The 12,928-nt window shown below is 41.5% G+C and carries 12 protein-coding genes; 3 read left to right on the top strand and 9 right to left on the bottom strand.

Going from position 1 to position 12,928, the window contains the following annotated elements; all coding sequences use genetic code 11:
• Positions 1 to 51: 51 nt before the first annotated feature.
• The 8 genes from ACY650_RS12040 to ACY650_RS12005 form a co-directional block, all read right to left on the bottom strand.
• On the bottom strand, positions 52 to 195 hold the full coding sequence (locus tag ACY650_RS12040) for a T9SS type A sorting domain-containing protein (RefSeq protein ID WP_462254407.1): 144 nt from the start codon (positions 193 to 195) through the stop codon (positions 52 to 54).
• 670 nt (positions 196 to 865) lie between these two features.
• A complete protein-coding gene (locus ACY650_RS12035) occupies positions 866 to 3,262 on the bottom strand; it encodes an alpha-amylase family glycosyl hydrolase (RefSeq protein WP_462247796.1) in 2,397 nt (798 codons plus the stop codon).
• Between the two features lie 366 nt (positions 3,263 to 3,628).
• On the bottom strand, positions 3,629 to 4,180 hold the full coding sequence (locus ACY650_RS12030; RefSeq protein WP_462247794.1) for an REP-associated tyrosine transposase: 552 nt from the start codon (positions 4,178 to 4,180) through the stop codon (positions 3,629 to 3,631).
• Between the two features lie 235 nt (positions 4,181 to 4,415).
• On the bottom strand, positions 4,416 to 4,814 hold the full coding sequence (locus tag ACY650_RS12025) for a hypothetical protein (protein WP_462247792.1): 399 nt from the start codon (positions 4,812 to 4,814) through the stop codon (positions 4,416 to 4,418).
• Positions 4,815 to 4,825: 11 nt separating this feature from the next.
• Positions 4,826 to 5,263 (bottom strand): hypothetical protein, encoded by a 438-nt coding sequence (locus ACY650_RS12020; protein WP_462247790.1) that lies wholly within the window; start codon positions 5,261 to 5,263, stop codon positions 4,826 to 4,828.
• Between the two features lie 2 nt (positions 5,264 to 5,265).
• A complete protein-coding gene (locus ACY650_RS12015) occupies positions 5,266 to 6,510 on the bottom strand; it encodes an ABC transporter permease (protein WP_462247788.1) in 1,245 nt (414 codons plus the stop codon).
• Positions 6,507 to 7,133: an ABC transporter ATP-binding protein gene (locus tag ACY650_RS12010; RefSeq protein ID WP_462247786.1), complete on the bottom strand. Its 627-nt coding sequence runs from the start codon at positions 7,131 to 7,133 to the stop codon at positions 6,507 to 6,509. Before ACY650_RS12010 ends, ACY650_RS12015 begins: the two co-directional genes overlap by 4 nt.
• Positions 7,133 to 7,657: a DinB family protein gene (locus ACY650_RS12005; protein ID WP_462247784.1), complete on the bottom strand. Its 525-nt coding sequence runs from the start codon at positions 7,655 to 7,657 to the stop codon at positions 7,133 to 7,135. Before ACY650_RS12005 ends, ACY650_RS12010 begins: the two co-directional genes overlap by 1 nt.
• A gap of 268 nt (positions 7,658 to 7,925) precedes the next feature.
• Between ACY650_RS12005 and ACY650_RS12000 the strand changes: the two genes are divergently transcribed.
• Genes ACY650_RS12000 through ACY650_RS11990 form a run of 3 tightly spaced genes read left to right on the top strand, consistent with a single transcriptional unit; the run spans position 7,926 to position 10,578 of the window.
• Positions 7,926 to 9,170 carry a cation:proton antiporter gene (locus tag ACY650_RS12000; RefSeq protein WP_462247782.1) on the top strand — a complete coding sequence of 415 codons (1,245 nt, stop codon included), beginning with the start codon at positions 7,926 to 7,928 and terminating at the stop codon, positions 9,168 to 9,170.
• A gap of 44 nt (positions 9,171 to 9,214) precedes the next feature.
• A complete protein-coding gene (locus ACY650_RS11995; RefSeq protein WP_462247780.1) occupies positions 9,215 to 10,279 on the top strand; it encodes a glutaminyl-peptide cyclotransferase in 1,065 nt (354 codons plus the stop codon).
• A gap of 2 nt (positions 10,280 to 10,281) precedes the next feature.
• On the top strand, positions 10,282 to 10,578 hold the full coding sequence (locus ACY650_RS11990) for an SCP2 sterol-binding domain-containing protein (RefSeq protein ID WP_462247778.1): 297 nt from the start codon (positions 10,282 to 10,284) through the stop codon (positions 10,576 to 10,578).
• Positions 10,579 to 10,643: 65 nt separating this feature from the next.
• Here ACY650_RS11990 and ACY650_RS11985 read toward each other — a convergent pair whose 3' ends face one another.
• The gene (locus tag ACY650_RS11985; protein WP_462247776.1) at positions 10,644 to 12,920 is read right to left on the bottom strand and encodes an isocitrate lyase/phosphoenolpyruvate mutase family protein; all 2,277 of its coding nucleotides are present in this window, start codon (positions 12,918 to 12,920) and stop codon (positions 10,644 to 10,646) included.
• Positions 12,921 to 12,928 lie beyond the last annotated feature (8 nt).

Below are 12,928 nucleotides of genomic sequence, written 5' to 3'. Positions count from 1 at the left end.
CGTAGGGAATCCTACGCCTAGTGGGGGTCATTTAAAAAAAGGTTTTTTAGCTCACTTCTTGAAGATCTTCTTTACAATCCGTCGTTTTGCGATTTGAATTTCTAGGAAATAAACGCCCTTCTTCAAGGTCTGCGTATTGATGCTATCCGCACCTAAAATTGTTCCTTCCTGAATCAACTTGCCTTCCAAATCAATGATTCGATTGCTAAGTGATTTTTACTTTTTTCATTGATAAAAAAGTAAACAAAAAATCTAGGGCCAGAATCTACTCGCTGAAAAATGAAGTTGTTCTCTAAATACAAAACCAAAACTCGCTGTGCTCAGACAATGGTTTTGTAAAATGATCTGAGTTTACATCATTTTCCTGCGCTCATAGCTTCAATGCCCATCCTATCGATGCAAAGCATCGAAATGCCAAAATCACGTGTAAGGTTAAGGGTATGGCTGGATTGATTTTGGCAGCTCTTTTTGAACGGTCCGACGTTTCGGTGGTTTTTGGAGCACCAAAAATGACGAGCCTAGCGGCTTGAGCGATGCCCCCTCAAAACCAAAAAACCACCAACAAATACAGGTGGGGTTATGATGTCTCTATAAATCTGTCTTTTGAATATGTCTATCCAACCTAGTCCTGACTCGAGCGATTTTAAAGCCGTCTAAGCAATTTTATGTGCTGCTCAATACCTATTTACCCTAGTTTTCTTTTTCAAATACATACATTAATGATGCTTAAACCGCAAAAGTGACATTCTGTAACATGACCAGCTAACTAAATATTAAAAGCGTAGGTAGCTAGCTAAATATTTAGAGGCGTAGGGAATCCTACGCCTAGTGCTTAGTTCAGTCGTTTAAAGAAAGGAATTTCAGCTCACTTCTTGAAGATCTTCTTCACAATCCGTCGTTTTGCGATTTGAATTTCTAGGAAATAAACTCCTTTCTTCAAGGCCTGCGTATTGATGCTATCCGTTCCAATAATCGCTCCTTCTTGAATCAGCTTGCCTTCTAAATCAATGATGCGATAGCTGACTTTATCAATTGATTGTATGCGTATCTCATCTGCAAACGGGTTGGGATAAACCAAGTGCTCCACTTTCTCCGTCGAACCTAAAGTCAGATTGCCCATGGTCAACACCATGGCTGTTTCGGAGGGAATAGAAACCGTCACTTCATTTTTATTCAGCACATCTATCCGTTCGGTGCCCATCACGTTTACAAGTGCAGGCTCTGCACCTACTTTGATCAAATCGCCAATATCTAAAACCAGCTCCTGGCTAGACCCGGATAAATTTACGAGTGTATATAGCTGATCTTCATCGGTAGAGCGTTTAAAGGCAAGCACAGATGAGGAACTGGAAATCAATTCATAATCTCCTGTCTGCAAGGCTGCTGTACTTGACCTGAGCTGGATCAGCTTGCGATACCACTGAAACAACGAACTACCATCTTTCTGCTCAGATGCCACGTTATTGGTTTCATAATTGCTCGAAGGTTGGTTCCATGGATTTTGTGACGAGAAGCCCGCGTTTTCTTCATCGCTCCATGCCATAGGTCGTCGGATATTTTCATCTGGTTTCCTTCCTGTCATGCCTATTTCCTCTCCATAGTATACAAATGGCACTCCCGGTAATGTCAGGTAGATAGCGGCTGCTAACTTCACCCGATCTTCATCATTGGATAACTCATCCATGAGTCTATTCATGTCGTGGTTCGTGGTGAACGTCCCAAATTGGTAGTAGGGATAGCTATTTATCACCTTGCTGATCTGTGATGCCATGCCAGTCGCACTTTGCGATTTCACTCCATTGATAATGGCGCTGCCCAGATCAAAGTCAAAGCAGAAATCAAGTCCTTCGTTTACCACATAAGGAACAATCTTTTCGGTGCTCGTCCATGCCTCACCAACAGACAGTGCATCCGGATTTGACTCTTTCGTCACAGCCACCCAATCACGCCAAAATGCATGGGTGGAAGCAAGATCCTCCAGATCGCTCCCATCTTCTTTGATGTACTTTACTGCATCTAGTCGGTAGCCATCTATTCCGACATCTTCCAACCAAAAACGTGTGATGTCATTCATCTCCGCTACCACTTCCGGCTCTTCATAGTTGAGGTCGGGCATCCCTCCCCAAAACAGTCCATAGTAATATCCATTGTTAGACCCGTGCCAAACCGTCTGCCCCCAGGGACCTGAGTAGTTCGGTTGGCTGATGGTCCAACGGTACCAATTCCGTTTGTCAGACGAAGTGGAAGAAGCCGCATCCTGAAACCAGTCTATTTGTGTAGAGCTGTGGTTCAAAACCAGGTCAATGATGACTTTTATCCCACGTTTGTGGGCTTCCTCTACGAAAAATTTAAAATCTTCCATTGTCCCATAGTCCGGATTGATGGATCGGTAGTCAGTCACGTCGTATCCATGATAGCTCGGGGAGTCATGGATAGGCATCAGCCAAATGCCGGTGATCCCTAAATCAGAAGTGGTATTGGGATCTCCGTCGTTGAGGTAATCCAGCTTCTCTACAATGCCTTGAAAGTCTCCAATTCCGTCTCCATCGCTATCGTAAAAGCTACGCACAAAAATTTCGTAAAAGGTGGCCTCATTCCACCATTCCAGGTCATTGGTACTTTTTTCTCCTACTTCAATAAAATCAGTCAGCACCATTTCATCTTCTGAGAATGAATTCGATACACGCAAGGTCACATCGTAGGTTCCAGGAGTGTCGTAGCTTACGGAAACAGAAGAACTTGTAGAAGTAGATGGTGTGCCTCCCTCGAAGGTCCATTCGTAATTTTCAACCAGCCCATCAGCATCTTCAGAGAATAGGATATTGCCACCTACAAAGGTGAAAGTTGATGAGGCCGATACCCCAGCAATGGCAGGTCCAGTTGGTGGTTCTTCATCGTTGTACCAAAAAGATATTGTCTCATTGGAGGCTCCTACGGTATGTGAGCGGTTGCTTCCACCACCAGGAAATTCCTCTCTACCATCCCATGCCGCATTGAATCGAAACTTAAACTCAATGGATGATCCGGCAGTGAACCCGGATATCGTTGCAGTGTAGATGCTGTCTGCATCAGGGTCTTGCAGCTGATTGAGTGTGGATCCCCATCCATTAAAGGTGCCCGCAATATCCACTGTTTCCGTATTGCGATCAAAGTTGCCTTCTTTGATTTGATGGCTCAGGTTAACTTCAAAAGTAATGGACACTTGAGCGAAAGAGCTAAGGGATAAAACACAGAGGGTAAGGGTGAGAATGCTGTTTTTCATAGACTTCAAATTTATCGCCTATATGGCTTTAAACGGCTTAAAACAACATTTTTCAACGCAACCGATTGCGATGGATGTGTGAAGGTGAAAGGAAAGGGGAGTTTTCGATCACACAAGTAAGTTCTGCGTGGGAGATAGTTCCGTTCTAGATTTGAGGCGTAGGGAATCCTACGCCTAGTGGTGGATGGTTATGTACTAGAACTGAAGCATAGGGAATCCTAGTAAATTCTATACTAGTCCCAGGCGTAGGGAATCCTACGCCTAGTCGGGGCTTTTAATCAAGAAATTTAATATCCAAAAGACCTTTTATTCCTGTATAATCTCTTGCATCTGCACTTGCGCGGAAGTTACTTCCGTGCTTTACAATTATTCAATGAATTTTATACATAGGAGTCCTTTATCACCAGCATAATCAACAGCGCTACTATATCTCCAATGCTCTGGTTCTCCCACAAATCCAGCCTCCACAGGATTGTCATGGATATAGTCAAGTTTTTGCCGCATCATCACTGAATCACTCAATTCGATTGGATGATATTCGTTTTGCCAGAAACAGTACTTAAGATGTTTTGCACTCCTTTCTGCAAGTTTTCTAAAAATCCACAATAACCACTCTTTTCTACTCTCCGAAGGGTTTTCCTTGATAGCTTTCACCAACGAAACTGATGTATATTTTTTAAAATCCCTTATAATTTCTTCAATCTTAAATTGACCACAACGGCCAACAATTAAATGCACATGATTGCTCATAATGCACCACGAATAAACCTCTAACCCTTTTTTATTAATGCAATATTCAAGGCTAGTAATTAATAAGTCCTTATACTGAGAGCGAGTAAATACATCAATCCATTGAACCACGCTGAATGTTACAAAATATATTTTCTGTTGATCCCTGATTTTATATTTCTCACTCATAAATCAAGAATACAGCTGTTTAGGCTAGAAACTTCAGAATTGAAGTCTACTTATGGTATGCTGTACTTATAAATACATATTTACACGGAAGTAACTTCCGCGCTAGTACGGAGGGAAGACTTGCGGTAGCTGTGGGAAGTAACTTCCTTGCAAGTTCATGTCCCAACGAACAAAAAAAGCGTAGCAAATGCTACGCTTAGATTTTAATTAGGCGTTGTCCAAACAGACACAATGCTTATTGCCCCAGCGCCTGCTCTCCGCTTTCCATCGATTCGAGCATGTCTTCTTTAACCTTCTGGATGGATACTTTTTGCCCTTCCAAATAGGCTTTTATTTCTGCTTCAGTTCCTTCAAACTCAGGCTCATAGTTTCGCATCCACATCATCATTCCTTCACTGGCATCAGAGATATCAGCAGCTAGGGAACTAAGTTCCATTGCACGTGTGCTATCAGTGGCCATCAACGAATCCGAAAGCGACTCAAGTTCCATTCTCACTTTTCTTAAGTCGCCAATCTTTGGCATCACTTCATCGTGGATTGCCATCACCTCATCTTTGAGTGTTTTTAGCTCATTTTCTTTTGAAGGGCTGCAAGCTACAACCAAGGCAATAAATAGTAGGGTTAGGTATTTCATGGAATTATCTATTAATCAATTTTGACTTCAGCATCTTTGAGAATATACATCAGCTGATCGTAATCGGTATTGTTTAGCTCTAATCTTCCAGTGACGGTAACAGGCTTCGCTGTATACTTCACCTCTTCTTTCAAATAAGCCTCCGCAACAGTCTCAGGACCACTGCCTCCGCAGAAAAAACAAGCAGCAATTGGCAAAGAAGAAATGATAATGTGCTTTGGTTCGAACATGCCTTCAAACGGAATAATGAATCCCTTCAATGAGACCGTCTTGCCATTCATTTTCTGAACATCATCGCCAAACCTCGGAACATAGATTTCACCGTATTCATCTTGAGACTTTTCATACTTCACATCAGCCATGGTCTCCCAATTCTTGTTAGAATCAGCAAATTGAGCGGTTGCTCCCACTGATGCTGCTACTAGTACAATTGCTAAAAGATTCTTCATAACTATGCTTTTGAAAGCGTTTCCGATATGTCAGACTTATATGCAAGAAATGCCGGAATGATCGATGCAAAAATACCTACTGCCAAGCTTCCGAGCATCACGTAGTATTCGTCTTCTACAAAAAACAATCCGCTTGTTTGAATTTGCTCCATGGAATTAACCAAAACTCCAAAACCCAGATGCGCCAATCCGAATCCACAAAGGCTACCAATGATCGTTAATACGATACCTTCTGTTAAGATCAATAGGAAGATTTTAAATTGACTGGCGCCCATAGATCGCATGATCGCCAGCTCATATTTGCGCTCTTTCAGTGAATTGATCAACGCAATAAAAACACTCGTTGCACTGAGAGTAATGATGATTAGTCCTAAAACGTTGACTACATCGACACCTACTCCTATAATGTTGAATAGTCTTGCAGTTTCGTACGGTGGAGATGCTGCTTGTAAATTGCTGGTCCCATTCACAATTCTAGGCAACTGCACTGCTGCCATCGGAGAACGGTATTTCACTAACATCGACGTAATGTCTTCATCGGCAAGCTGCTCCTTAGTAACTGAAATGCCTAGTTTCTTCAATTCAACCATGTCATGCATATCGCTGTCTTCTTCGTGATCATGTTCTTCATGCCCACCATGTACTTCCCATACACTTTGAATGGATACCAAAATCAATTGATCTACTACAGAACCTGTTGGTTTCATAATACCAGTCACAATAAATGGATGTTCATCGTGCGCCTCTCCACCTTCAGAAAGGCCATGTGCACTTTCCAGCTCATCGCCTAGCGAAATCCCAAGATTCTTAGCTACCGTTGCACCAATGGTAGCTGTCATTTCACTACTAAACCAGTCTCCCTCTGCTAGCATAGCTTTATACAAATCAGGATATGCTGATGAGGTGCCAACAATGCGATATCCTTTATGGCTATCTCCTAACGAAATCGGAATAGCTGATTGGATAAACCGATTTTTTGTAAGATTTTCTGCATCCTCCAATGAAATATTTCCCGTAGGAAAATCTATATGAAAAATACTTGCTAGTATGATCTGCAATGGGCTTCCTTTAGCTCCAACAACCAAATCAATACCCTGGGCATTCTTACTTATTTCATTTTTTAGAAATGAACTAGTGAGCAGAATCGATACGATAATTGCTACCCCAAAACCAAACAGGAGAATACTCAACAACGAGCTCAGCGGCTTGGCAAATACATTTTTTATACTGAGTGAAAATAAATTCATAAGACTAGCTGGTTTTGAAATTCACTTTTCACACGATGATCATGCGTTGCCACAATTAAGGTGGCCCCAGAATCTTCGGCCTCAGATTTAAGAAGATCGATAACCTTTTTACAGTTTTCATCATCAAGGCTTGCCGTCGGTTCATCAGCCAGCAAGAGCTTTGGCGAATTGATCACCGCCCTGGCAATGGATACTCGCTGCGCCTGCCCCTGACTTATCTGATGTACTTTTCTATCAGCTAGATCGTCAATTGCCAAATGTGTAAGTACTTCGGTAACACGTGTACTATCTGTCTTTTTTTGTCCCAAATACTGAGACAATGAAAGGTTTTCTTTGACACTAAGCGATCGAACTAAATGCGGCTTTTGGAATACGATGCCAATATTTTCTCCACGGAATCGATCTAGATTCGATTTTCGCTTTTCACTAAGGTTTTCCCCTGCAATCAGGATATTACCTTTTTTTGGAGGCATAAGCCCTCCTATCAGGTGTAGTAGTGTCGTCTTGCCGCTTCCAGAATTACCTAGTATAATCGCGTGATTTCCTTTTTCAACAGTCCAATCCGGATAGTCTATCGACTTTTCTCCGTCATAGGAATGCACTAATGATTTAATTTCTAGCATTAAACTCCAAGTTGTTTTTTGATACGTTTGATTTGATGAATATGGTGTATTTGATGATATACGAATGATTCCACTGCACGTTCCAGATTTTGTCTGCCTCCTATCGGATGTTTATAGACCAATTTATTCAGCCACTGGTCTGGATAATCGTCTACAAACTGCTGAATCGAATCTCGCGTTTTCCCCCATTTCGTTTTAATCTCGTCATACTCATAACTAGGTGGCTTAGCTATATATGAAGGCGCTTTCCATTTAAGGGAGCTTTTCAAAGTTCCATTGCAAATCCACATTCGAAAAGCATTCATCGGGCCGGAATTAGCCATTTTATCGCCTGCCTGCACCTTTTTTTGCATGTATTTCAAGGAAGCTGTTTCAGCGTCGTTTAGATGCGAAAGCACCTGAATCAAGCTCCAACCATAGCTCGGATCTTTTAATTTTTCGTCTGAAATTCCATCCAGCGAAGCATAGATCTTCTCCGTTTCCGCATTGAGCTTTTTGAGCTTCTCATTTATAGACTTTTTCACTGATATCAATTTTTTGCTAAAAAATATAAAAAAAGTTATCTTCGTACCTGTAAATCAGCCTTTTAGTAAAGGTATAACCCACCACATAGCCTGTTCGTCAGGTTCGGTACTAAAAGAAGTACCAAATTATAAAGTATTGAACAATCGCGTGATGTATTCATGCAATCGATTCAATTACTAAAAAATACTCTCAAACGCTTGTATAAAATTCGTACTGTTAGTTTTAGAAATTAATATTGCGTAAAATCATCCTTTAAATTACACGGAAGTGAGTATTCTCGACATCATCGCCTTGTTTATCTTCCTTTCAGGAGCGTTTATTTTCATCAATACGTTTTACCTGAAACTGCCTTCATCGATCGGATTGATGATTATGGCACTTGTCCTCTCAGTGATCGTTTACTGTGTTGGAGCCTTCTTCCCAGAGCTGCATTTAGCAGAACATGTGAAAGAATATGAATTTGAAGAGGTGCTATATCAAATAGTACTGAGTTTTATGCTCTTCTCCGGGGCCTTAAACATCGATTTTAGGAAATTAAGTAGTCAACGAAGCTCCGTTCTTGTATTGGCTATAGTAGGCGTTTTAATATCTACTTTCATTATTGGTACAGGAGTCTACTTCATGCTAGACTTCATGGGAATTCACCTTGAGTACCTTTATTGCCTAGTGTTTGGTGCGCTCATTTCACCAACTGATCCTATCGCAGTTACGAAGACCATCAGTCGATTTAATCTCTCAAAAGAACTAGAAATAAAGATTGCCGGAGAATCCCTATTCAATGATGGTGTCGCAGTGGTTTTAGCATTGACACTACTTGATATTGCCCATGCTGGCGAAGATCACACATTGTCATTTTTCGAAACAATATACATTGTAATCGCTGACATTGGTGGGGGCATTTTCATTGGACTCCTGCTTGGATATATCGGATACCGACTGCTTAAATATGTGGACAATGATGCCGTAGAAGTAGAAGTTTTGATCACTCTTGCATTAGTGCTGGTTGGTTCGCAGCTGGCTGACTTCATCCACGTTTCTGCGAAGCAAGCTGCCGTGGTAATGGGCCTTGTAGTTGGTAATGAAGGAAAAAGCACACATGTGGCAGGAGCAGCAGGAGATTATGTATTTAAATTCTGGAAACTCCTTGAAGAAACTTTCAGTGCGATGCTATTCGTGCTCATAGGACTAGAAATGTTGGTATTGGATCTACGACTAGACTTTATTTCCGCAGGCTTCTTCGCTGTATGTATTGTACTCTTTGGTAGATGGATGAGCGTGTTCGTACCAATAAAAATGATGTCTGTGAAGAATCATTTTGAGCCTAATACCATATCGGTGCTTACATGGGGTGCGTTGCGTGGTGGACTGCCTATAGCCCTGTCACTTTCCCTGACAGATTTCAATGGTAAGGATGTGATCGTAACGATGACATACATCGTGGTAGTTTGCTCTGTGCTGTATCAAGGGCTGACTGTACCGACATTGATGCGTTCGAGTACCTCAGATTCATAGATATTTAATACATCTCATATAAGGTATCTTGCTAAATTTATGCCATGATACGACTTAGCTATGGGTTTCTGGCTCTACTTATACTATTAGCTTCTTGTGCTGACAGCAAGGACGAAACAGAAAAACCAACATCACCACGAATACGAAAACACACGAGTGTAGCCGCACCGTCTCAAAATCAAAATTTCACCAGAGGTATGGCCATCCCTATGGAAATACAATCCTCTGAAGAATTTGCCATTGATTCTATCCAAGTAACAATAGGTGAAGAAACGACCACTTACTATGAGTCTACATTTGAAGTAAGCATACCTACCAGAAAAGTAGGTTCATGGCGCATTCTTGCTAAAGTTTTTGATGGAGAAAGCTCGGAAACGCACTATCGAACAATCATTGTATTGCCTGAAAATGCTCCAGAAGAATACGGATATGAAATTGTAAATACCTATCCGCACGATACGGAGGATTATACTCAGGGCTTACTGATAAAGGGTGGAAAATTGTATGAAAGTTCTGGGCAGCGCGGCAAATCAACATTCAAAATGAAAAATCTCACGACCGGAGCTACAGAAAAGGTAGTCAACCTAAATTCTGACCTTTTTGGAGAAGGACTGACGGTTTACAACAACGAGTTCTATCAGCTAACATGGACTTCAGGCGAAGGATTTGTATACAATGATCAACTGGAGCAAGTGCGCACTTTCAGCTATCAAGTACAAGGTTGGGGGCTTACCACTTTAGCAGATGAGTTAGTACTCACAGATGAAAGCGAGAAATTGTATTTCATGGAACCATCAAGTTTTACGGTAATACGTGAGCTTCAAGTCTATGACAATACAGGTAAGGTTGACGCCTTAAATGAGCTTGAAATCATCGATGGACTGATCTACGCTAACGTTTATCAAGAAGACTATATCGTAGTTATTGATCCGGAAACTGGAGAAGTTTTACAAAAAATAGATTGCTCAGGCTTATTGACAGATTCTGAAGCACAAGCTGCTGACGTTCTGAATGGGATTGCAATCGATGAAGCAACGGGCAGCATTTACATCACAGGGAAATGGTGGCCAAAACTATTTGAAGTTACATTTCAACCGAAAACAATATAAAAATGACATTAGAAGAAATAACAGGAAAAATTCAAAAACTAGCCGATAAGCATAGCGGTCAGTTTGCAGGAAAAGCAAACTTTAAATTTGAAGATGGCGTGGTCCACCTTGACGACACTGTTTCTCCAACAGTGGTAGTTAATGAAGAAAGAGAAGCTCCATTCGCAATCAAAATGAATGCTGATGATTTCAATAAAATTCTAACAGGCGATCTAAACGTGATGATGGCCTTTATGTCTGGTAAATTGAAAATTGAAGGAGATAAAGGTGCTGCAATGAAGCTTACAGCATTGTTTTAATAAAAAAAGAGTAGGATGAAGCATCTACTTCTATCCTACTCTATCTATCACTCCTCATAAAGTTTTTACACTGCTGCCATCACTTCGGAAGCAGTTGCTAGTAGCTCTTTCACTTTTTCACCGTTATTGTCTTTGTACTTGGAGACCTGATCAACATTCACATCTGCGACAATGAGATGTCCGATCTCCTCCTTCACGTTTTTATAAATCCCGTATCGCTTCATGCCTTCACACTGACCTACATTATCTCTTGATGGAGTAAGGTAGTGGACTGCATTGGATTTGAATCTATTGAGTAAAAACAAGTGCAATAATGTCATCAGGCGTTTACGTCTGAATTCAGCAAAAAACGTATTCTGATCTCTTACCGAGAGAATCGTTGATTTATATCTGTCACGGAGGGCGCTAAATACGACATTCGCTACTTTCTCTCCATCCTTTAACACACAAAGCTCTAAAACCGACGAGCCAGCACCTTGCGGTCTCATTTTAACATTAAATCCTCCTTCAATACCATTTACTTCGGCCCATTCTGAAACCCAATCCTTAAGTAAGCTAGTAGGTAACTCGATATTCAATTGATGTTGAAACTGAGTAGAACCTTTGCCCATTGCTTTTGTCGTTGCAGTTCTACCAGAAGATGCAGCCAAAGCGCCATCTAATCTCGAACCTCCAACATGCGATTGAGGGGTTTTGTATGGCGAATCGAGCAATCTGAGTTTGCGCTGCACTTTGGCCAAAGCAAGCATACCTTCGGAATTCAACGAATTGGAAAATTCCTCTGCTGCCAGACCATCTATTTGATGCCCTCCATAAGTAATGAAATTGAAAACAAAACCAAGCTTTGCCAACTCTTGAGGAAAATTTGTCATTTCTTCCTCAGTCATGCCCGTTGAATCCCAATTGAACGATGGCGACAGGTTATATGCCAACATTTTATCCGGATAGACTTTGTGAATGGCCTCGGCAAAAACTTTAGCATCTTCTAAATCAGCAGTCTTCGTTTCCATCCATAAAACATCTGCAAATGGTGCTACAGCTAAAGACTTAGCGATCGCGAAAGGAATACCTCCTCGAATTTGATAATAACCTTCAGGAGAACGCATGACATCACAGTCCCAATCCATCTCAACCCCAACCTCATTTAAGTAAAGGTTGACTTCTCTGAATGATTTTCCTTCGATATTGGATTTCCAATTTCGATCTAATCCACTTATAGTTCCTTCTTGGAGCGCTAATTCGACAGATTCGATGGCAGCTTCTCCTTGCGTCATTACTCCCGCATCTTCTTCCCACTTAGCAACGACTTCTGCCAAAACCTGATCAAATGCCTTTTCAAAAACTACAGCTTCGCTAGATCTAAGCTCTCCTAGTCTTTCCTCAATCAATCCAACAATCCCATGCTCCAGCATCCATTTCTCAGCTCTTTCAGTAATTAACTGCTCGTGATAAAGTAGGTGTCCATGAGATGCTACCCCTTTACTATTCAATAGCGAGTGCATAGTCAATATCACTTCTTTGTATGTTGGTATTAGGAGATTGGTCACACCAAGCACGAATGGCTGATCTCTTTCATCGCTTACCGTTTCCATTAAAGTGGCAGCTTCTGCATCCGTACGAGCCACAATGATTCCTTCTACGCGCATCACATCCAATTGGAAGCGGGCTGCATTGAGTCTTTTAATTTGCTCGTCGCACCCTACCAAGACTTTTCCTCCTTGATGGCCGCATTTCTTAGTTCCAGGCTTTTGATCCTCAATGTGGTAACCAGGAACTCCAGCTTCCACAAACCGACGAATCAAATTTCTAATTTGTGCATCTCCTCCATGCCCAGTATCTGCATCAGCAATGATGTATGGTGAGAAATCATGAACTGGTGTATTCTGCAGCTCCTCCTCGCTCATATTGAAGCGACTATATGTCTGGTTTTTGTCTGCTGCTAAAAGCGCTCTAACAATCGATGCGGCTTCATTAGGAACCTGACTCAATGGGTAACTTGCCAAATCCGCACCTGGATCTTCGTCTGTAGACCCTTTCGCAGAAGTAGCCCAGCCTCCCAGGTATATCCCTTCAATTCCCGAACGTTTCATCATCACTGCCTGACCAGGTGAATAAGGACCAAAGGTGGTAATCGAATTCCCCTCTTTGTACATATTCTTTAGTCTTTTGAAGAAGCTATGTGCCGCAGCCTTCGCAATGGAATAATCATGAAAAATGGTGCCTTGTTGTTCGGCAACTTGTCTCGCATCATACAGTCGTTTGATGCCCTCAAATCGAGGTGAATTCATGAATTCTTGAGCCTCCTCCATGGAGGTCTTCATTATTGATTGTTCGTTATTCATAATAATTT

The organism is Ekhidna sp., from assembly GCF_963691765.1.
Taxonomy (GTDB): Bacteria; Bacteroidota; Bacteroidia; order Cytophagales; family Cyclobacteriaceae; genus Ekhidna.
This window is presented reverse-complemented; position numbering and strand designations above follow the sequence as displayed.